This window comes from Streptomyces sp. NPDC051018 (assembly GCF_044456085.1).
Lineage (GTDB): Bacteria > Actinomycetota > Actinomycetes > Streptomycetales > Streptomycetaceae > Streptomyces.
Window position 1 is genome coordinate 1 of the sequence record NZ_JBITFN010000030.1, and the last position, 21059, is coordinate 21059.

Genomic DNA, 21059 nt, shown 5'->3' on the forward strand with positions numbered 1-21059 from the left:
GCAAGACGCTCGGCTGGGATACCCCAGCCGAGCGTCTACGTGATCTACTCACCACCTGAAACCAAGTGGTGTTGCGACGACCCCTTGAACCCAAGGAACAGCGGGGCCTTCGACGTTAGTGCCCGGTGAGGCACTGGCGGAGGATACGAGATTCGAACTCGTGAGGGGTTGCCCCCAACACGCTTTCCAAGCGTGCGCCCTAGGCCACTAGGCGAATCCTCCGCCGCAAACAATACAAGACGCCGAGGAGTGCTCGCGAACTCGTTCCCACCCCTCGCGATCGGGTACCCTGTGCGCAGCCCCTCACGTGGCGCTATCTGACTGAACTCCCCCAGGGCCGGAAGGCAGCAAGGGTAGGTCGGCTCTGGCGGGTGCGTGGGGGGCCCTTGCGTTTGGGGGAGAGGTACAGGTGGGGGACGGTTGTCGGTGGGGCCCGATAGCCTCGTAGGTGTGTCGTCCCTTGCGCTGTACCGCCGCTATCGCCCCGAGTCGTTCGCCGAGGTCATCGGGCAGGAGCATGTCACCGACCCGCTGCAGCAGGCCCTGCGGAACAACCGGGTCAATCACGCGTACCTGTTCAGCGGGCCGCGAGGGTGCGGGAAGACGACCAGTGCGCGGATCCTGGCGCGCTGTCTGAACTGTGAGCAGGGGCCCACGCCGACGCCCTGCGGTGAGTGCCGGTCCTGCCAGGACCTCGCCCGGAACGGGCCGGGGTCGATCGATGTCATCGAGATCGACGCGGCATCGCACGGCGGTGTGGACGACGCGCGTGATCTGCGGGAGAAGGCGTTCTTCGGGCCGGCGAGCAGCCGCTACAAGATCTACATCATCGACGAGGCCCATATGGTCACCCCGCAGGGCTTCAACGCTCTGCTGAAGGTGGTCGAGGAGCCGCCGGAGCATCTGAAGTTCATCTTCGCGACCACCGAGCCCGAGAAGGTCATCGGCACCATCCGGTCGCGTACGCACCACTACCCCTTCCGGCTGGTGCCGCCCGGCACCCTGCGGGACTACCTGGGCGAGGTGTGCGGCAGGGAGAAGATCCCCGTCGCGGACGGTGTGCTCCCTCTTGTTGTACGGGCCGGGGCGGGCTCGGTCCGGGACTCGATGTCCGTCATGGACCAGCTGCTCGCGGGCGCGACCGAGGAGGGCGTGACCTACGCCATGGCCACCGGCCTCCTCGGCTATACGGACGGGTCACTGCTCGACTCGGTCGTGGACGCCTTCGCGGCCGGGGACGGAGCCGCCGCCTTCGAGGTCGTGGACCGCGTCATCGAGGGCGGCAACGACCCCCGGCGCTTCGTCGCCGATCTGCTGGAGCGGCTCCGGGACCTGGTGATCCTCGCGGCCGTGCCCGACGCGGGGGACAAGGGGCTGATCGACGCACCCGCGGATGTGGTGGAGCGGATGCGGGCACAGGCGTCCGTCTTCGGTGCGGCCGAGCTGAGCCGTGCCGCCGACCTGGTCAACGCCGGGCTCACCGAGATGCGCGGGGCGACCTCGCCGCGGCTCCAGCTGGAGCTGATCTGCGCCCGGGTGCTGCTGCCCGCCGCCTTCGACGACGAGCGTTCGACGCTGGCCAGGCTGGAGCGGCTGGAGCGGGGAGGCGCCGCGGCGGCGGTCGCGTTCTCCGCCGGTCCGCCCGGGGCGGGACCTGCCGCCGGGACCGGCCCCGGGATGGTCGCCATGGGGTACGTCCCCGGGCCCGAGGCCGCCCCCCATATGCCCGGTCCGGACGGTCCGGTCGTCAGGGAGCCGGTCCGGGATCCCGGTGTCCGGCCCGGAGGAACCACACCCGGAGGAATCGCTGCCGAGGGCGTGCCCCCCGCCCCCCATCAGCAACCGCAGGCACAGCAGCCGCCGCCACCGCAGGCACAGCAGCGGCCGGGAGCCTGGCCCGCCGCCACCCAGCAGAGCCCCCAGCAGGCCCCCGCCCAGCAGAGCCCCGGGCAGGCCCAGCCCTCCGGACAGGCCCCCGCCCAGGCGCCCGCCGCCGAGACCGGCCGACGTCCCGGCGGCTGGCCCACCGCGTCCGCCCCGGGCCAGGGCGCCCGGCCCCCCGCCCAGCAGCCCCCGGCGACACCGGCGGCACCGGCCGCCGCCCCCGCCTCCCCGGGCGCACCGGCCTCCGCGCCCTCGCCCGGTATGGCCCAGGGCGCCGGGCAGGTACGGAACATGTGGCCGGACATCCTGGAGGCCGTGAAGAACCGCCGCCGGTTCACCTGGATCCTGCTCAGCCAGAACGCGCAGGTGGCGGGCTTCGACGGCACCACCCTCCAGCTCGGCTTCATCAACGCCGGAGCCCGGGACAACTTCGCGAGCAGCGGCAGCGAGGATGTGCTGCGGCAGGCTCTGGCGGAGCAGTTCAACGTGCAGTGGAAGGTCGAGGCGATCGTCGACCCCTCGGGCGGTGCCGGAGGGGGCCCCGGCGGTCAGAGCACACCGGGCCCGGGCGGCCCCGGCGGTTACGGCGCCCCCCCGGGGCAGGCCGCCCCGCACACCCCCGCGGGCCAGGGAACCCCGGGCGCCGGGGGCGGGCACCCCGGCCAGGGCGGATTCGCCGCGGCCCGCCCGGCCCAGCCCTCCGCCTCCGCCCAGCCTCCCGCGTCCCCGCCCGCCTCACCGGCGTACACCCCCGGCGGCCCGCCCTCCCCCGTACAGCACACCGCTCCGGCCGCCGCCCGGCGGCCCGACGGACCGCAGCGCTCCGCCCCCGACACCCAGGCGCACACCCCGCCCCCGGTCGCCCCAGAGGACGATATGCCCGAGGACGACGACCCGGACCTGGTGGACTCGGCGCTCTCCGGTCACGATCTGATCGTGCGCGAACTGGGCGCGACCATCGTGGAGGAATACACAAACGAATAGGGGGACCTGTTCGGAGGCCCGTACGGGCGAGTGCCGGGCGACGGTTAGGCTGGCGCCCGTGAAGGTCCTTGTCATCGGCGGCGGCGCCCGCGAACACGCCCTGTGCCGCTCTCTCTCCCTCGACCCCGACGTCACCGCTGTGCACTGCGCGCCCGGCAACGCCGGCATCGGCGAGATCGCGGAGCTGCACCCGGTCGACGCCCTCGACGGCGACGCCGTCGCCCGTCTGGCGGCCGGTCTGGAGGCCGGGCTCGTCGTCGTCGGGCCCGAGGCGCCGCTGGTCGCCGGAGTCGCCGACGCCGTACGCGCGGCCGGGATCCCCTGCTTCGGCCCCTCCCGCGAGGCGGCCCGGCTGGAGGGCTCCAAGGCGTTCGCCAAGGACGTCATGGCGGCGGCCGGTGTGCCGACCGCCCGCAGCTATGTCTGTACGAACCCGGCGGAGGTCGACGAGGCCCTCGACGCCTTCGGCGCCCCCTACGTCGTCAAGGACGACGGTCTCGCGGCCGGGAAGGGCGTCGTCGTCACCCACGATCTCGCCGCCGCCCGCGAGCACGCGATCGCCTGCGGCCGGGTCGTCATCGAGGAGTACCTCGACGGCCCCGAGGTCTCCCTCTTCGCCGTCACCGACGGCGAAACCGTCGTTCCGCTGAGCCCCGCCCAGGACTTCAAGCGCGCGCTCGACGGCGACGAGGGCCCCAACACCGGTGGCATGGGCGCCTACTCGCCGCTGCCCTGGGCCGACCCCAAGCTGGTCGACGAGGTCATGAAGACGGTTCTCCAGCCGACCGTCGACGAGCTGCGCCGGCGCGGTACGCCGTTCGCCGGACTGCTGTACGCGGGCCTCGCGATCACCTCGCGCGGTGTACGGGTCATCGAGTTCAACGCGCGCTTCGGCGACCCGGAGACCCAGGTCGTGCTGGCCCGGCTGCGTACCCCGCTCGCGGGCGTACTCCTCCACGCGGCCAACGGCACCCTCGACGACCAGCCTTCGCTGCGGTGGCGCGACGAGGCCGCCGTCACCGTGGTCGTCGCCTCGCACAACTACCCGGACACCCCCCGAACGGGTGATCCGATCGAGGGGCTCGACGACGTCGCGGCGAAGGATGCGCCCCACGCGTACGTTCTGCACGCCGGGACCCGGCGCGACGGCGACCATGTCGTCAGCGCGGGCGGACGGGTCCTGTCCGTCACGGCGACGGGGAAGGACCTGCGGCAGGCGCGGGAGCGGGCGTACGAGGCCGTGGGCAGGATCCGTCTGGACGGTTCCCAGCACCGCACCGACATCGCCCGCGCGGTCGCGGAGGGATAGCCCCCGCGCGCCGGGCTCGGACCGGCCCCGGTCCCCCCAGCCCGGTCGATCGGGGGCATCCGGGCTCGGACGCCCCGGCACCGAGGGGCGCCGAACGGATGCGCGGACGCCCCGGGCCAGGGGCTTCGTGAGCGGCCCGCCAGGGAGCCCAAGGAGCCGGGGAACCGGGGAGCCGGACTGTCCGGTGGGGGTGCCGCGGGCCGATCGGCGGTAGCCCGCCGGGGTGTCGAAGGGCGGCCTCGCATCGGGCTCAGGGCCCCGCACACCGTGTGGGTGACGCACTTCTCAGGAACCCGCGGGCCCGTGCAGCCGCCCGCGCCCCGGGGACCTCACGGCCCCCTGGCACCTCGTGTACCGGGGCAGTACGGGCACCCCGGGGCCGGGGCCCGGCGAAGTCCCGCGTCCCGCCGAACTGCCCGTCCCCCGTACCCGTACCCGTGCCCGTGCCCGTGCCCCGGCCGGATTCCGGGCCCGTGGCGCGAAATGTTTCCCTGCCGTTCAGTACGGGACCCGTACTGAACCCATACCGTCGGAAACCCGTCATCACCTTTGCCCAAAGCCATTCCATCGAGTGACGCTGAGCCATCCGGATGACGGCCGCCGAAGCCCCAACTATGGTGCGGCGGAGGCGTTCCGGCACTTGGCCCACCGGCATTGCGATGTCGGTGGCGGGTGCCACAGTGGGGGAGTACACCTACACCGTCGCAGGGCAGAGGGGGTGAGGACGGATCGTGTCCGGTACCGGAATCGACGAGTCGATCGGCGCACTGGCCGCGCGCTCACGGGCGCTGGCCGTGCTGCGCGTCCGCAGCAGGGCGGTGGCCGTGGCGCTGCTGCCCGCGGCCGTTGCCGTCGTGCTCCTCGCGGGTGGTGTCACCGGCCATATGAGCGGCGGGAGTTGGGACACCGCGCGGATGGTCGTGGGCGTGGCCGCGGTGGCCGTGCTGCTGATCGCGGCGGCCGTCGCGGCGGTGATCGTCCGGGCCAGCCCGGCGCTCAGCCCCACCGTCGAGGTGTCCGAGGGTTCGGCCCCCGATCTGTACCGCCTGGTCAGAGATCTGGCGGAGCGCCTGGAGGTGCCCGCGCCCTCCGCGCTGGCGCTCACCCCGGACTGCGACAGCTGGCTGGAGGACCGTACGCACCCGGCCCACGCCCTGCCCCAGGCGATACGCGGCGGGCGCCGGCGGCGGTCGGCCGAGGCGCCTGTGCTGGTCATCGGCTCGCCGTTCCTGTGGTGGATGCGGGTCGCCGAGCTGCGCGCCCTGCTGGCCCCCGTGGTGGCCGGCACGGCGGCGTCCGCGCACCCCGACATAGCCGCTGCCCGCCGGTTCGTACGGGGCCTGGACGCGGCCGTCGCCGTCGCGGAGAGCCCCGCCCCCGGCCTGATACGACCACTGCGCCCCCCGCGGAAGGCGGCGCTCGGCTTTGTCGGATGGGTCGCCCGGCTGCTGCTGCGCGGCTGCCAGTCCGCCGCCGCCGAGATGGAGCGCGGGGTCGCGGCCGCCGCCTCCGAGCGCGCGCAGACCGTGGACTACGGACTGCGGATCGTCGCCCAGGAGCAGGTCGGCCTCGCGTACGCGGGCTGGGACCGGCTGCTGACCCGCGTCGCGCTGCCCGCCTGGCGCATGGGCCGCTGGCCGTCCCGGCTGGACGCGGGCGTCGTCTCCGCCCTCACCGAGCTGTCCCGCCGCGATCGCCTCGCCGAGGGGTTCGCCTCCCGGCTGGGCGAGCGGCCCGCGTGCGATCTGCTGGAGGAGCCGGGGCTGATCGACGAGGCCGCGTCGCTGCTCGCCGCCCGTCTCTTCCACGGCGGTCCCGCCGAGACCGGACCCGACTGGTCCCCGGTGGACTGGCGGCAGTACCCGGAGGAGGTCGTCGACCGCAAATGGCGTACGGAGGCGGCCCGGCTCCACCGAGTGCTCGACGGGCTCGGGGTGGCCCCCTCGTCCGGCCCCGACGGCCCTACGCTCGCGCGGGTGATGGGTCATCTCGCCGGAGAGGTCGGTGAGGAGGCCGGTGAGCATCTCGCGGCCGGGATCAGCGCGGAGGTCGCCCGTGAGGAGGCGGCCGCCGTCACGCCCGTCGCCAGGAGCGCGGGCGACTCGCTCAACGGCTGGGGCGCGGATCCGCTGCCCCTCTTCCCGCTTCAGCCGCCGCGCACGGGGCGGGAACTGCTCGCCGACCATGTCACCGCGATGGTCTGCTGCGCCGCCGTCGACACGGCGGGCGCGGCCCCCGGCCTCGACTGGCTGGACGGCCCCGCGCTCCTGATCAAGGGCGAGCGCTGCGCCGATCTCACCACCCGGGTGCTCACGCTCACGGAGGACGGCGACCCGGGCCCCCTGCGCAGCTGGCTCACGACGACGGGCATCCGCCCGGAGAAGCCGGTCCGCCTGGTGTAGCGCGCGTTCCCCCGTACGACCCCGTGTACGGCCCCGTCTCCCCGTCTCGTACGAGTACAACCCCGGCACGCACGCCCCACGCCTCACGGACGCCCCGCCCCCGGGCCTGGGGCGCCGACCCAGGCAGCGTCCGTGCTGCCCGACGCCATGCCGGAGCGCGTCCGCACCGGAGCGCCCCCGCACCGGGGTGCTGCCCGCACCCGTGGCAGGCGTCGCGCCACCGTGCCCGCACCCGTCGCGAGCCCGCCCCCACCGTACGCAGCCCCCGCGCCCGCGCTCCCTCGGCGAGGAGCACCGCCGTGAACCCGCCCCCACCGCACGCCCCCACCGCACGCCCCCACCGCCCCGGCACCCCAACAGCACCCCACCACCCCCGAATCATCGAAAACACCGCCGAACCCGCACGAAAAAACTCAAGCGAGCAACAATTCACAACGAAGGGTGACCGCCCGGGTGCGTAATGTGATGTGCTGGAGATCGGCGTCGGCCGGGTCGACGCGGCACGGGATGCGCGCGGACGCGCATGGACGTGCGTGGGTGGGCACCGTTGCGCACCGATGTGCGGGGGCGTCCGTGAAGAGGGTCGCGGACGGGCCGGGGCGGGTACGAGGAGGGGCGCGGAACCATGGGGGCGGAGCAGATCCGGCGGTGGGAATCGGGCGCTCTCGCCCATGCCGTGTCGGACCCCTTCGGACAGGGGCCGCTGCCCTGGCTGCGCAGCAGTGAGCAGTACATCGACGCCAGCGGACAGGCGGTGCCCTGGTACGCCGACCCCGACCGCGGCCGGAGCGCCCGCGCCCCCCGCACGGCCGACGACGTACGGCGCCAGATCAAGGGCTTCGTCTCCACGGGCGCCGTCGCCCCCGGCGGCGCGATCGACTTCCACATCACCGTGGACCCGCCGCAGCAGTTCTCGGTCGACGTCTACCGCATCGGGCACTACGCGGGACACGGCGCGTTCAAGGTCACCACCAGCCCCCGGCTCTCCGGCATCGTCCAGCCGCCCCCGCTGACCGCGGGCCGTACGGTCTCCTGCCACCACTGGTGGATGTCCTGGCGGCTCCAGGTGCCCTCGTTCTGGTCGGTGGGCGCCTATGTCGCGGTCCTGACCACCGTGGACGGCTACCGCTCCCACATCCCGTTCACGGTCCGCGACGACCGGCCCGCCGATCTGCTGCTGCTCCTCCCGGACATCACCTGGCAGGCGTACAACCTCTATCCCGAGGACGGCCGGACCGGCGCGAGCCTCTACCACGCCTGGGACGAGGAGGGCCGGCTCCTCGGCGAGCCGGACGCGGCCATCACGGTGTCGTTCGACCGCCCCTACGCGGGCGCCGGGCTGCCCCTGCACGTCGGCCACGCCTACGACTTCATCCGCTGGGCTGAGCGGTACGGCTACGACCTCGCGTACGCCGACACCGGCGATCTGCACGCGGGCCGTGTCGACCCCGCCCGCTACCGGGGCCTGGTCTTCCCGGGCCACGACGAGTACTGGTCGGCCCCCATGCGCCGTACCGCCGAGGCGGCGCGCGACCGCGGCACCTCCCTGGTCTTCCTCTCCGCCAACACCATGTACTGGCAGGTGGAGCTGGGCGCGTCCGCCTCGGGCGTACCGAACCGGCTGCTCACCTGCCGCAAGCGCCGCGGTCCGGGCAAGCCCGCGCTCTGGCGGGACATCGACCGCGCCGAGCAGCAACTGCTGGGCATCCAGTACGCGGGCCGGGTCCCCGAGCCGCACCCCCTGGTCGTACGGAACGCGGGCCACTGGCTATGGGAGGCGACCGGCGCCGGCGAGGGCGACGAGCTGCCGGGGCTGGTGGCGGGCGAGGCGGACCGCTACTTCCCCCGCACCCCGCTCCCCGACCACCGGCGCCGCATCCTGCTCGCGCACTCCCCCTACCGGGACGGCGGGGGCGCGCTCCGGCACCAGGAGACCTCGCTCTACCGGGCGCCGTCCGGCGCGCTCGTCTTCGCGTCCGGCACCTTCGCCTGGTCCCCGGCCCTCGACCGTCCGGGGCACGTCGACACGCGGATCCAGCGTGCCACCGCCAACCTCCTCGACCGCATCTGCAAACGCGACTGAGACGACTGGGACAATGGGCACCTACCAGTCGTGAGCAACGCGGAGGAACCGTGTCCGGATTCGTCGAAAAGCCCGAACCGATCCAGGTGCCGGGCCTGGTGCATCTGCACACCGGGAAGGTGCGCGAGCTCTACCGGAACGAGGCGGGCCACCTCGTCATGGTCGCCACCGACCGCATGTCCGCGTACGACTGGGTCCTCCCCACCGAGATCCCCGACAAGGGCCGGATCCTCACCCAGCTCTCGCTGTGGTGGTTCGAGCTGCTCCAGGACATCGTGCCGAACCATGTACTGAGCACGGACCTCCCCGAGAACGCCCCCGCCGACTGGGAGGGCCGGGCGCTCGTCTGCACATCCCTGCGCATGATCCCCGTCGAGGCCGTCGCCCGCGGCTATCTCACCGGCTCCGGGCTCGCGGAGTACCGGGAGACCCGTACGGTCTGCGGGCTCGCGCTCCCCGAGGGCCTCACCGACGGCTCCGAGCTGCCCGCGCCGATCTTCACCCCCGCCACCAAGGCCGCCGTCGGCGACCACGACGAGAATGTGAGCCACGAGGAGGTCGCCCGCCAGGTCGGCGCGGAGACCGCCGCCCTGCTGCGCCAGACGACGCTCGCCGTCTACACCCGCGCCCGGGACGTCGCCCGTGACCGGGGTGTCGTCCTCGCCGACACGAAGTTCGAGTTCGGCTTCGACGGCGACGACCGGATGATCCTCGCGGACGAGGTGCTGACCCCGGACTCCTCGCGCTTCTGGCCGGCCGACACCTGGCAGCCGGGGCGCCCCCAGCCCTCGTACGACAAGCAGTACGTACGCGACTGGCTGACCTCGCCCGCGTCCGGCTGGGACCCCCGCGGCGAGCAGCCGCCGCCCCCGCTTCCGCCGGAGGTCGTCGAGGCGACCCGGGCGAAGTACGTGGAGGCGTACGAGCGCCTGACGGGCCTGACCTGGAGCTGATACCCCTGACCTGGACCTCATCCGGGGGCCGACGCGGAAGGCCCCGGTTCTCTTCGGAGAACCGGGGCCTTCACACCGAGCGGACGACCAGGTTCGAACTGGCGACCTCAACCTTGGCAAGGTTGCGCTCTACCAACTGAGCTACGTCCGCGTGCGCCGTGCGCGCAGCCCACTATACCCAACCTCGCGCCCGGGCGAGACGGACCGCGGTATGCCGGTTCTCGGCCCCCAGCTTGGACGCGGCCGACGACAGATAGTTCCGTACGGTTCCCTGGGACAGGGACGCCCGCTCGGCGATCTCCGCGATCGGGGCGCCGTCCGCCGCGAGTTCCAGCACCTCGGCCTCGCGCGCGGTCAGCGGCGAATCCCCGGCGGAGATCGCGTCGGCGGCCAATTCCGGGTCCACATAACGGTTTCCGGCATGGACGGTACGGATGATCTCGGCGAGCCGCCGGGCGCTGACGGTCTTGGGGACGAAACCGCGGACCCCGGCGGTGAGGGCGCGTTTGAGATGGCCCGGCAGACCGTGGCTGGTGACGATCATCGTCCGGCACCCGGGGAGTTCGGCCCGCAGTGATGTGGCCACGCTCACACCGTCGGCGCCGGGCATCTGGAGATCGAGCACGGCGACGTCCGGCCGGTGGGCCCGGGCCATGGCGAGCGCCTCGGTGCCGGAGGCCGCCTCGGCGACGACTTCGAGATCGTCCTCCAGCGCGAGCAGCGCGGCGAGGGCACCACGGATGAGGTGCTCGTCGTCGGCGAGCAGTACGCGGACGGTCATGCGGTCACCTCGTGCGTACGTACTCCTGCTCCGGCCGCCGTCCGGGGGCCGTCGCCGATCCGATGGGGGACCCCGGGCCGGGTGCGGGCGATCGGCCCCGCGGCCCGCGTCGCCCTCCGTGTCTCCGGCTTCGGTGTCTCCCATGCCTCGCGGGCCGGCTCCGGTGCCTTCCGCGCCCGCCCCCGGGTCTCCCGCCCGCTCGGAGACGTCCCGGGCGCGCGGTGCGTCGTCCCACGCCCTCTGATCCCACGCCCTCTCATGCCGCGCCCTCCATGCCCTGCTCGGGTGCGCTGTCCGGGCCGATGCGCCGGGGCGCCGGTCTCGGGTCGCGCCACTCGGACCGTTCGGGTCGCTGGTGGCCGGTCCGGCCGGGTACGGAGGGTTCCCGAGCGGTCTCCGCGGCCGCGCCCGCCGCCGGGGGCGTCTCCAAGGGCACGCCCACAGCCGGCTCTCGCCCGGTCCCGGCCCGGCCCCCCGCTTCCGGCCCGGTTCCGGCCCCCCGCCCGCTCTCCGGCCCCTGCTCCCGGCCCGACCCCGCTGCCCGGCCTGTCTCGGCACCCGCTCCCGCCATCGTCCCGGCCCCCACCGCAGTCTCCGCCCCAGCCCCCGCAGGCGTCCCCGCACGCAGGGGAACCCGCGCCGTCACCCGGTAGCGCCCGCCCCGCACCGGGCCCGAGTTCAGGGTGCCGTCCACCGCGGAGAGGCGTTCCCGCAGCCCGGCGAGCCCCGAGCCGCCGCCGACCGAGAGGAAGGAGACCTCGCCCGCCCGGTCGTTCTCGACGACGAGGACCACGGAGTCGTCCACCGTGCCCAGCGAGATCGTGCAGCGCCGTGCGTCCCCGTGGCGCAGGACGTTCGTCGTGGCCTCCCGTACGACCCATCCGAGGGCGGACCGCACCTCACCGGGCAGCTCCACCTCGTCCTGGACCACCGTGCAGGTGATCCCGGCGGCGTCCAGCACGGCGCGCGCCCCTTCCAGCTCCACCCGGAGGTCCGCCTCGCGGTAGCCGCGCACCACATCGCGGACCTCGCGCTGGGAGTCCTGCGCGATGCGCTGGACCTCGCTCATCTGGTCCACGGCCTCGGGGCGCCCGCGCCGGGCGAGCTGGACGGCCAGTTCGCTCTTGAGCGCGACGACCGCGAGATTGCGGCCCAGGACGTCATGGAGATCGCGGCCGAAGCGGAGCCGTTCCTCCGCGACCGCGAGCCGTGCCTCGACATCACGGGCGTGCCTCAGCTGCCACATGACCCCCAGGACCCACATCGACGCCCGTGAGGTGAACGCCATCCACCCGTTCACGAACCCGATGACGACAAAGGTCACCAGCACAGCCCCGGGCCGTCCCACGAACAGCGCGACCAGCCCGCACACCACGGTCAGCACGGCCACCTGGACCAGCACGGTGGTCCACTTGCGGACGAGCAGACAGTGCACGGTGAGCAGCGGCATCAGCGTCCACGCCATCAGCGAGGGGAACAGACCCAGCAGATCGTCGCCGGGCACCGTGAACGTCAGCGCGAGGATGACACCTGACTCCGCGGCCGTCATCGCGACGGCCCACCCGATCAGCCGCGAGGACACCCGCCCCTGCCCCAGATAGGAGTCCATCGCGCGCCGGGCGAGCCGCCCGCAGACCAGCCCGATCGCGATGCCGAGCACCGGCCCGAGGACGGCGAGCGGCAGCGGCGCCCGTTCGCGTACGGGGGACGACAGGGTCATGGCCGTCAGCCCGAGCGCCGCGATCCACACGATCAGATAGACCGTGCCGCGCGTGTACAGATCCACCTTGGCGAGCCCGCTGCGCCCGCTCCAGCCCTTCACCCGCACGGCGACTCCTCCAGGGAAAACAACAGGTCAGCGGCGGGGCTCCCAGCGGAACCACCGCTGCACAGCAAACACCGAGACCACGGTCCAGGCCAAGGCGGTGCCGACGGCCGTGATGAGCTCCCCGTTGTCGCCCGCCCCGAACCATCCGGCCCGTACCAGCATCATGACCCCGCTCAGCGGCAGCAGTTCACAGACCGCGGCCATCTTCTCGGGCATCACTTCGAGCGGTACGAGCAGTCCGGAGCCCGCCACCGAGATCATGAACATCGGCATCGTGGTGATCTGCGAACTCTCCACGGTCCGGGTAACCGCCGCGGTGAGCGCCGCGAGGGCCGTCAGCAGGACCACCCCGGCGGCGATGCCCCCGATCAGCAGATCTGGCCGCTCCGGCGCCCCCAGATCGAGGACGGTGACACCGGCCGCCACCAGCACCAGGCACTGCACGAGCGCGAGCCCGACGCCAGGCAGCGCGGTCCCCGCGAGGATCTCCCGGTCGGACACCTCGCCCGTGCGCAGCCGCTTGAGCACCAGCTCCTCGCGCCGCGCCACATAGGTGGAGACGAGATTGAGATGGACGACCAGCAGCAGCACCATCCCGATGCCGCCGGTCACCGCCGCCCCGGCCATGGTCATCCCGGCCTTGCCCAGATCGACCCGGTCCAGCGACGACTTCATCGCCAGCACCATCAGCAGGGGCATCAGCAGCGCCACGAAGAGCGCGGTCCGATTCCGTACGAGCAGGGTCAGCTCGGCCCGCCCGAGGGCCGTGAGCCGTCCCGCCGTCGTGCTGCGCGCCCCGGTCGCCGTCGTCGCCGCCATGTCAGACACCCGCCGTTTCCGTCTGTGCGATCTCCAGGAACGCCTCTTCCAGCGACGCCGAGCGGGCGTCGAGCCCTTCCAGCCGCAGATCCGACTCCCGCGCCCACCGCAGCAGCTCCTCCAGCGAGTCCTGGAGCCGATGCGTACGGATCTCGATCCGCCGGCCGTCCGCACCGGCCCGCAGGGACAGGGGCAGCCGCCCCACGGGCACTCCCGCGGGCAGGACGAAACGGATCCGGGCGGGCCGGGAGGCCGTCACCTCGGCGGGTGTGCCCGCGGTGACGATCGTCCCCTTGTGCATGATCGCCAGCCGGTCGGCGAGCGACTCGGCCTCCTCCAGATAGTGCGTGGTCATCAGCACGGTGGTGCCGGTGTCGCGCAGCGCCCGTACGAGATCCCAGGTGTCGCGCCGCCCCTCCGCGTCCAGTCCGGTCGTCGGCTCGTCGAGGAAGAGGACCTCGGGGCGCCCGAGCAGCGCCAGCGCCAGATCGAGCCGCCGGCGCTCACCGCCGGAGAGCTGCTTGACCCGTACGCGGGCCCGCTCGCCGAGCCCGACCATCCCCAGAGCCTCGTCGACCGGGCGCGGCCCGCTGGTGCATCCGGCCCACATCCGGGCGGTCTCCGCCACGGTGAGATCGGCGGGGAAGCCGCCCTCCTGGAGCATCACACCGATCCGGGGGCGCACGGCCGCCCGCTCGCGGTACGGGTCGTGGCCGAGGACCCGAACGGTCCCGGCGGTGGGGGCGGCGAGCCCTTCCAGCAGCTCGACGGTGGAGGTCTTCCCCGCGCCGTTCGTCCCGAGCAGCGCGAAGATCTCCCCGCGCGCCACCGAGAACGAGACTCCTCCCACGGCCTCGAAGCCACCCGCGTAGCTGCGCCGCAGGTCCTCCGCCGTGATCACGTACTGGTCCCTGGTCATGCCTCCAGGTTTCCGCCCGTGTGATGAGGCGGGCAGTGCGCGCTGTCACCGGCGGTGATGACAAATGTCATCGGTGCCGCCGATCGCCGTACGGGCGGGGCGGACGGCGGACGGGCATCCGGTGCGGCGAGGGGACATGGCCGGATATGACGGGAGGTCATGGCCGGATAAGCGGGGGCCAATCGATGGATGCGCCCAACACGGCGCGGACACGACAAAGGCGCCGGTCCTCCGACCGGAAACGACAAAGACCCCGGTCTTCCGACCAGGGCCTCGATCTTTCATCGGAGCGGACGACGAGATTCGAACTCGCGACCCTCACCTTGGCAAGGTGATGCTCTACCAACTGAGCCACGTCCGCATTGCTCCCGCGCGGCTCTCACCGAGCGGTGCGACACCACCCTACCCGATCCGAATGAATGACCGGTTCGAGCGATGAGAGCGGGTGACAGGGATCGCACACTGCGCCTTCCCCCTGGAAGGGGGATGTTCTACTACTGAACTACACCCGCACGCTGCTGAGGTGGGGCCTTGCGGCCTCGCCCCTCGGCGTGCTTCAGACTCTAGCCGACGCCCTGGGGTGCAGCGCAACTCCGAACACGCCCGGCCGCCGGCGGCCGGGCCTGCTCAACTCGCCTCGCGGAAGGCTTCGTAGACCGCCTTCGGGATCCGCCCCCGGGCCGGCACATCCATCTTGTTGGACTGCGCCCACGCCCGGACGGCCGCGGGCGCCGGCTCCAGCGCGGTGTGCTTGTAGGCGCCGCGGTGCCTGCCGCGCTTCCCGGGGTTTGTCTGCTTTCGGCCCGCGGCGACGTAGGGCGCGAGCGCCTTGCGCAGTTTCTTTGCGTTGGCGGTATTGAGGTCGATCTCGTACGACTTCCCGTCCAGACCGAACATGACCGTTTCCGCCGCTTCTCCGCCGTCGATGTCGTCGAAGAGTGCGATCACTACTCGCTGAGCCACGGATATCGGTCCTTTCCCGTGGTACCACCGTCCCCGGTTCTGACATGTGGTGATACCGGATTTCCGGATACTTGAGGGCCACAAGCGGCTCTCATGTATTCCTTTGTACAGCGGCCGACCGCACATTGTGAAGCCCGCGCAATTACCTGCGCGTGTCCCGCGCAATGACTCCCGGGATATTTCCCAGGATTTTCGCCGTCCGTTACCTTGCGCCTTCCCGGTGACGGTGCCTGCCCGCGTACCCGGTCCGGCCGCCCGATATCCACCCCCGTCTACGCGGGTAGAAATTCCGGCCGGGTACGCTGGGCGGACCGCCCCAGCAACACACCACCCGGGAGTGCCCGTGGCACGCGTCGTAGTCGACGTCATGCTCAAGCCCGAGATCCTCGACCCCCAGGGGCAGGCGGTGCAGCGCGCACTGCCCCGCCTCGGATTCGACGGCATCGCGGACGTACGTCAGGGGAAGCGCTTCGAACTGGAGGTGGACGGGCCGGTCGACGAAGCCGCCCTCGCCCGCATCCACGAGATGGCCGAAACCTTCCTCGCCAACACCGTCATCGAGGACTTCGTCGTAAAGGTCGACGAGTCGTGACCTCTCGTATCGGAGTCGTCACCTTCCCCGGCACGCTCGACGACCGGGACAGTCTGCGGGCCGTGCGTCTCGCGGGCGCCGAACCCGTCTCCCTCTGGCACCGTGACAAAGATCTCCAGCAGGTCGACGCGGTCGTCCTCGCCGGGGGCTTCTCCTACGGCGACTATCTGCGCGCCGGAGCCATTTCCCGGTTCTCGCCGGTGATGGAGACGATCATCGACCAGGCCAGGTCGGGCATGCCGGTTCTCGGTATCTGCAATGGCTTCCAGATCCTCACGGAGTCGCATCTGCTGCCGGGTGCGATGCTCCGCAACAACCATCTCCACTTCATCTGCCGCAACCAGAAGCTGCGGGTGGAGAACGCGGAGACGGCCTGGACCTCCGATTACGAACAGGGCCAGGAGATCTCCGTACCGCTGAAGAACATCGACGGCCGTTATGTCGCCGATGAGCGGGTTCTCGACGAGCTGGAGGCCGAAGGCAGGGTCGCCTTCCGCTATGCCACCGGCGGCGCCGCGGCGGACGGATACGGAAACCCGAACGGCTCCCTCCGTGACATCGCGGGTATCACCAACGCGGAGGGCAATGTCGTCGGGCTGATGCCCCACCCCGAGCACGCGGTGGAGCCCCTGATCGGCACCGGCCGTACCGACGGCCTCGCCTTCTTCACCTCGATCATCAAGAAGCTGGTCACGGCATGACACTCGACACCGTCAAGCACGCGACCGAGACCCCGGAGGCGGACCAGCCCTGGGCCGAACTCGGTCTCAAGGAAGACGAGTACGCGCGCGTCCGGGACATCCTGGGCCGCCGCCCGACCGGCGCCGAGCTGGCGATGTACTCGGTCATGTGGTCGGAGCACTGCTCGTACAAGTCGAGCAAGGTGCATCTCAAGCAGTTCGGCGACAAGGCCCCCGAGAACGACGCGCTCCTCGTCGGCATCGGCGAGAACGCGGGCGTCGTGGACGTCGGCCAGGGGTACGCGGTCACCTTCAAGGTCGAGTCGCACAACCACCCCTCCTACATCGAGCCCTACCAGGGCGCGGCCACCGGCGTCGGCGGCATCGTGCGCGACATCCTCGCGATGGGCGCCCGCCCGGTCGCCGTCGTGGACCCGCTGCGCTTCGGCGCGGCCGGCCACCCCGACACCAAGCGCGTGCTGCCCGGTGTCGTCGCGGGTGTCGGCGGCTACGGCAACTGCCTCGGCCTGCCCAACATCGGCGGTGAGGTCGTCTTCGACGACTGCTACCAGGGCAATCCGCTGGTCAACGCCGGCTGTATCGGTGTGATGAAGCACGAGGACATCCATCTCGCGCAGGCGTCCGGCCCCGGCAACAAGGTCATCCTGTACGGCGCCCGTACCGGCGGCGACGGCATCGGCGGTGTCTCCGTACTGGCCTCGGAGACCTTCGAGAGCACCGGCCCGGCCAAGCGGCCCGCCGTCCAGGTCGGCGACCCCTTCCAGGAGAAGCTGCTGATCGAGTGCACCCTGGAGATCTTCCGGGAGAAGCTGGTCGCGGGCATCCAGGACCTCGGCGGCGCGGGTCTGTCCTGTGCGACGAGCGAGCTGGCGAGCGCCGGCTCGGGCGGTATGCGCGTGGACCTGGACACCGTGCCGCTGCGCGACGCGACCCTCTCGCCCGAGGAGATCCTCATGAGCGAGTCGCAGGAGCGCATGTGCGCGATCGTCGAGCCGGACAAGGTCGCCCGCTTCCTGGAGATCTGCGAGAAGTGGGACGTCATCGCCACCGTCATCGGGGAGGTCACCGAGGGCGAGCGGCTGGAGATCTTCTGGCACGGAGAGCAGATCGTCGACGTCCCGCCGCGGACCGTCGCCCACGAGGGCCCGGTCTACCACCGCCCGTACGCCCGTCCCGACTGGCAGGACGCCCTCCAGGCGGACGACGCGGGCGCTCTGCCCCGCCCCTCGACCGGCCAGGAGCTGCGCGAGCAGGTCCTGAAACTGGTGGCCTCGCCCAACCAGGCGTCGAAGGCGTGGATCACGGACCAGTACGACCGCTTCGTGCAGGGCAACACGGTTCTCGCCCAGCCCGAGGACGCGGGCATGGTCCGGATCGACGAGGAGACCAACCTCGGGGTGGCGATGGCGACCGACGGCAACGGCCGTTACGCCAAGCTCGACCCGTACGCCGGTGCCCAGCTCGCGCTCGCGGAGGCGTACCGCAATGTCGCCGCCTCCGGCGCCCGGCCGCTGGCGATCTCCGACTGTCTGAACTTCGGCTCACCCGAGGACCCGGGCGTGATGTGGCAGTTCGCCGAGGCCACCCGTGGTCTCGCGGACGGCTGTCTCCAGCTCGGCACCCCGGTCACCGGCGGCAATGTCTCCCTCTACAACCAGACCGGTGAGACGGCGATCCACCCGACGCCCGTGGTCGCGGTTCTGGGGGTGATCGACGACGTCAACCGCCGTACGCCGATCGCGTTCGCCGAGGAGGGGCAGCTGCTCTATCTCCTCGGGGACACCCGTGAGGAGTTCGGCGGCTCGGCCTGGTCGCAGGTGATCCACGATCACCTCGGCGGGCTGCCCCCGGCCGTGGACCTGGACCGGGAGAAGCTGCTCGGCGAGATCCTGATCTCCGCCTCCCGCGACGGAATGATCGACGCGGCGCACGATCTGTCGGACGGCGGGCTGATCCAGGCGGTCGTCGAGTCGTGTCTGCGCGGCGGGACGGGCGCGCGGCTGGTCGTCCCCGACGGGCTGGACGCGTTCACCTTCCTGTTCAGCGAGTCGGCGGGCCGCGCGGTCGTCGCGGTGCCGCGCAGTGAGGAACTGCGGTTCACCGACATGTGCGGGGCGCGCGGGCTGCCCGCGACCCGTATCGGTGTCGTGGACGGCGACGAGGTCGCGGTCCAGGGTGAGTTCGGCATCGCGCTGAGCGAGCTGCGTACCGCGCACGAGGAGACCCTTCCCGGTCTGTTCGCGTAGCAGCCCGTCATGGCCGGACCGGTGCCCCGGCCCGGTGACAGCACCACCACGAGCCCCTGTCCGAGCACCTTCGGGCAGGGGCTCAGCCATGCCCATGACCCCTGGCCCCTGGCCCCTGGAAATGGCATGACCCCCTTGAATGAAATTACGTAATTACGTATCTTCGGAGTCATGGACCTGGAAGAGCGCGTGGCCGGGCTGGAGCGCCGGATCAGCGCACTGGAGGAGAAGCCCGCCGAGGCCCCGCCCGTGGGCGAAGGCCCGCTGTGGGCGCTGGAGGGCTTCAAGGAACAGCTCGCCGGGATCGGCGCCGCCGACGGGGGCGTGATGTTCACCGGGGCCGTACGGCTGCCGACGAGTGACCGGTACGAGTGGCAGTACGGCGTCCTCACCGAGGAGCTGATCGAAAGCGACTGGTCGGACGCCGCCGAATCGTTCGCCGCGCTCGGCCACCCCGTACGGCTGCGGCTGCTGCGGGAGATCCTCGCGGGCAGGCGCACCGTCGCCGAGCTGACCGAGCTGGTGGGGCTCGGCACGACCGGCAAGGTCTACCACCACCTGCGCCAGCTCACCGGTACCGGCTGGCTGCACATCGAGAGCCGTGGCCGCTACGAGGTCCCCGCCGCGCGGGTGGTCCCGCTGCTGGTGGTCCTCAGCGCGGCCTGTCCGTAACCCAGGGGAGGAGCACGATGTCCGTACGCCATGAGGGCCGGAGCCGGAGCCGCAAGACGATGGCGGTCCTCGCCCGGATCTGCTGGGTCGCCTTCGTCGTGCTTCTGATCACCGATCTCTCCCTCGACCTGCCCGGGTCCTCCCTGTGGGTGCTGCCGGCCGCCGTTCCCGCCGTCGCGCTCGACCTCCTCAACGGCCGGGCGGCCCGCGGGGAGCACACCGCCCTGGGGCGCCCGCCCGCCATCGAGGTGGCCCCGCCGGTCACGGGCCGCTGGACCGCGCTGAACAGTCCGGCGGACAAGGTCCCGAGCCATGGCACCCACGGCTTCGGCCAGACGTACGCGATCGACATCGTCGCCGAGGGCCAGGGCGAGGGCGAGGGCGACGGTGCCGGGAAGCGGCCGGGCTTCTCCTGGCTCTGGCCGCTCGTCCGCCCGAGCAGCGCGTTCCCCGCCCATGGCCGGCCCCTGCTCGCGGTCGCCGACGCCACCGTCGTCCACGCCTCGGACGGTCAGCGCGACCATCTGAGCCGCACCTCACTGCCGATGGTCGTCTATCTGATGGTCCTGGAGGGATTCTTCCGCTCGCTGGGCGGGCCCTCCCGGGTCACCGGCAATCACCTCGTGCTCGACCTCGGCGGTGGTACGTACGCCCTGTACGCCCATGTCCGGCGCGGCTCCCTCGCCGTCCGCGCGGGCGACCGGGTCCGTACGGGCCAGCGGCTCGCCGAGTGCGGCAACTCGGGCAACTCCTCCGAACCCCATGTCCACTTCCAGCTCATGGACGGCCCGGACCTCGACACCGCGCGGGGCCTCCCCTTCAGCTGGCACGGCATCGGCGTCCCGTCCAACGGGAAGACCTTTACCGTCCCCACCGCCCCACCGGTGACCGGCCCGGTGACCGAACCGTGCGACCAGGACGTCTGACCGGTCCCGGACGCCCTCAGGGCCACACGGCCCGGTCACAGCCCTTAGGCTCACGGCCATGCCCCCGGTGAGAAAGCGCCCCCGCAGCTACGACCCCGTACGGACCCGCGCGGCCGTGCTCACCCAGTTCGGCAGTGTGCGTACGGCCGTCGAGGCCCTCGGCCCCGCCGAACTGGCGCTGCCCACCAGGATCGGGCAGTGGACGGTACGCGAACTGGCCGCGCACATGGCGCTGGCGGCGGACGGCGTCGTCCGCGCCATCGAGCGGCCGGAGCCCGCGAAGGCCGAGGTCGGCCTGCTGGGGTGGCCCGCCGCGTACGGCGGCCCGAGCGACGAGGACACCGGGGAGCCGGCCGCCGCGGGACCGCTCGACGAGCTGTACCCGCGCGTCGCGGACCGCCTCGCCCGCGCCCTGGCCGACACCCCGGGCCACCGGATCGTCCCCACCCGTGTCGGGGCCATGCGGCTGGAGGACTTCCTGGTCACCCTGGCCGTGGAGCTGACCGTCCACACCGACGACCTGAACGACGCCGGACTGTCCGTCCCGCATGACCGCCAGGCGCTCGCCGCCTGCACCCGGCTGCTCGCCGACGCGCTCGCGGTGAAGGCCCCGGGCGGCTCGGTCGAGGTGCGGGTGCCGCCGTATGCGGTGGTGCAGTGCGTCGAGGGCCCCCGGCACACCAGGGGCACCCCGCCCAATGTCGTCGAGACCGACCCGCTGACCTGGATCCGCCTGGCCACCGGTCGTACGGAGTGGGCCGAGGCCCTCGGCGCGGCGCGGGTCAGCGCCAGCGGGGAGCGCGCCGACCTGACCGCCCTGCTCCCGGTCCTGGGCTGAGGCGCCCGGGGGTATCCGGAGGTATAGGGAGCAGCCCCGTACGGACCGGAGCCCGTACGGACCGGAGCCCGTACGGAACCGGGGGCCTGAGGCACAGAGCCGTACCGGACCGGGGCCGTACGGAAACGCGAGCCCGGGGAAGAGTCGTACGGAACCGGA

General features: G+C 72.3%; 16 protein-coding genes, 4 tRNA genes and 1 other RNA gene. 12 read left to right on the forward strand and 9 right to left on the reverse strand.

Annotated features, from left to right (window positions below; all coding sequences use genetic code 11):
• Positions 1–134: 134 nt before the first annotated feature.
• Positions 135–222 (reverse strand) — tRNA-Ser (locus ACIBCM_RS32625).
• Between the two features lie 72 nt (positions 223–294).
• Here ACIBCM_RS32625 and ffs point away from each other — a divergent pair.
• The 6 genes from ffs to ACIBCM_RS32655 all read left to right on the forward strand — a co-directional run bounded on the left by ffs (position 295) and on the right by ACIBCM_RS32655 (position 9615).
• Positions 295–391: signal recognition particle sRNA small type (gene ffs / locus ACIBCM_RS32630), an RNA gene on the forward strand.
• 59 nt (positions 392–450) lie between these two features.
• A complete protein-coding gene (locus tag ACIBCM_RS32635) occupies positions 451–2868 on the forward strand; it encodes a DNA polymerase III subunit gamma and tau (RefSeq protein ID WP_399249636.1) in 2418 nt (805 codons plus the stop codon).
• 58 nt (positions 2869–2926) lie between these two features.
• The gene (purD, locus tag ACIBCM_RS32640; RefSeq protein WP_399249638.1) at positions 2927–4177 is read left to right on the forward strand and encodes a phosphoribosylamine--glycine ligase; all 1251 of its coding nucleotides are present in this window, start codon (positions 2927–2929) and stop codon (positions 4175–4177) included.
• Between the two features lie 731 nt (positions 4178–4908).
• Positions 4909–6579, forward strand: a complete 1671-nt coding sequence (locus tag ACIBCM_RS32645) for a hypothetical protein (RefSeq protein WP_399249640.1) — start codon at positions 4909–4911, stop codon at positions 6577–6579.
• A 625-nt stretch (positions 6580–7204) separates the two neighbouring features.
• The gene (locus ACIBCM_RS32650; RefSeq protein ID WP_399249642.1) at positions 7205–8662 is read left to right on the forward strand and encodes a N,N-dimethylformamidase beta subunit family domain-containing protein; all 1458 of its coding nucleotides are present in this window, start codon (positions 7205–7207) and stop codon (positions 8660–8662) included.
• Positions 8663–8712: 50 nt separating this feature from the next.
• Positions 8713–9615 (forward strand): phosphoribosylaminoimidazolesuccinocarboxamide synthase, encoded by a 903-nt coding sequence (locus ACIBCM_RS32655; protein ID WP_399249644.1) that lies wholly within the window; start codon positions 8713–8715, stop codon positions 9613–9615.
• A gap of 78 nt (positions 9616–9693) precedes the next feature.
• Here the strand turns inward: ACIBCM_RS32655 and ACIBCM_RS32660 are convergent.
• The 8 genes from ACIBCM_RS32660 to ACIBCM_RS32695 all read right to left on the reverse strand — a co-directional run bounded on the left by ACIBCM_RS32660 (position 9694) and on the right by ACIBCM_RS32695 (position 14925).
• Positions 9694–9766 (reverse strand) — tRNA-Gly (locus ACIBCM_RS32660).
• A gap of 21 nt (positions 9767–9787) precedes the next feature.
• Entirely contained in the window at positions 9788–10396 is a 609-nt protein-coding gene (locus ACIBCM_RS32665) for a response regulator (RefSeq protein WP_399249646.1), read from the reverse strand.
• A 256-nt stretch (positions 10397–10652) separates the two neighbouring features.
• A complete protein-coding gene (locus tag ACIBCM_RS32670; protein WP_399249648.1) occupies positions 10653–12224 on the reverse strand; it encodes a histidine kinase in 1572 nt (523 codons plus the stop codon).
• 27 nt (positions 12225–12251) lie between these two features.
• Positions 12252–13043 carry an ABC transporter permease gene (locus tag ACIBCM_RS32675; RefSeq protein WP_399249747.1) on the reverse strand — a complete coding sequence of 264 codons (792 nt, stop codon included), beginning with the start codon at positions 13041–13043 and terminating at the stop codon, positions 12252–12254.
• 1 nt (position 13044) lies between these two features.
• Positions 13045–13962, reverse strand: coding sequence for an ABC transporter ATP-binding protein (locus tag ACIBCM_RS32680; RefSeq protein WP_399249650.1), 918 nt, complete (start codon positions 13960–13962; stop codon positions 13045–13047).
• Between the two features lie 288 nt (positions 13963–14250).
• A tRNA-Gly gene (locus ACIBCM_RS32685) sits at positions 14251–14323 on the reverse strand.
• A 79-nt stretch (positions 14324–14402) separates the two neighbouring features.
• Positions 14403–14474 (reverse strand) — tRNA-Gly (locus tag ACIBCM_RS32690).
• A 115-nt stretch (positions 14475–14589) separates the two neighbouring features.
• A complete protein-coding gene (locus ACIBCM_RS32695; protein WP_399249652.1) occupies positions 14590–14925 on the reverse strand; it encodes an Lsr2 family protein in 336 nt (111 codons plus the stop codon).
• Between the two features lie 343 nt (positions 14926–15268).
• Here ACIBCM_RS32695 and purS point away from each other — a divergent pair, with 343 nt between their 5' ends.
• The 6 genes from purS to ACIBCM_RS32725 all read left to right on the forward strand — a co-directional run bounded on the left by purS (position 15269) and on the right by ACIBCM_RS32725 (position 20900).
• A complete protein-coding gene (purS, locus tag ACIBCM_RS32700) occupies positions 15269–15517 on the forward strand; it encodes a phosphoribosylformylglycinamidine synthase subunit PurS (RefSeq protein WP_389274350.1) in 249 nt (82 codons plus the stop codon).
• A complete protein-coding gene (gene purQ, locus ACIBCM_RS32705; RefSeq protein WP_399249654.1) occupies positions 15514–16218 on the forward strand; it encodes a phosphoribosylformylglycinamidine synthase subunit PurQ in 705 nt (234 codons plus the stop codon). The genes purS and purQ overlap by 4 nt, the downstream gene beginning before the upstream one ends.
• Complete coding sequence (gene purL, locus ACIBCM_RS32710) at positions 16215–18464, forward strand: phosphoribosylformylglycinamidine synthase subunit PurL (protein ID WP_399249656.1); 2250 nt, start codon at positions 16215–16217, stop codon at positions 18462–18464. The genes purQ and purL overlap by 4 nt, the downstream gene beginning before the upstream one ends.
• Before the next feature lie 171 nt (positions 18465–18635).
• The gene (locus tag ACIBCM_RS32715) at positions 18636–19136 is read left to right on the forward strand and encodes an ArsR/SmtB family transcription factor (protein WP_399249658.1); all 501 of its coding nucleotides are present in this window, start codon (positions 18636–18638) and stop codon (positions 19134–19136) included.
• Between the two features lie 17 nt (positions 19137–19153).
• On the forward strand, positions 19154–20062 hold the full coding sequence (locus ACIBCM_RS32720; protein WP_399249660.1) for a M23 family metallopeptidase: 909 nt from the start codon (positions 19154–19156) through the stop codon (positions 20060–20062).
• A gap of 58 nt (positions 20063–20120) precedes the next feature.
• Positions 20121–20900: a sterol carrier family protein gene (locus tag ACIBCM_RS32725; RefSeq protein WP_399249662.1), complete on the forward strand. Its 780-nt coding sequence runs from the start codon at positions 20121–20123 to the stop codon at positions 20898–20900.
• Positions 20901–21059 lie beyond the last annotated feature (159 nt).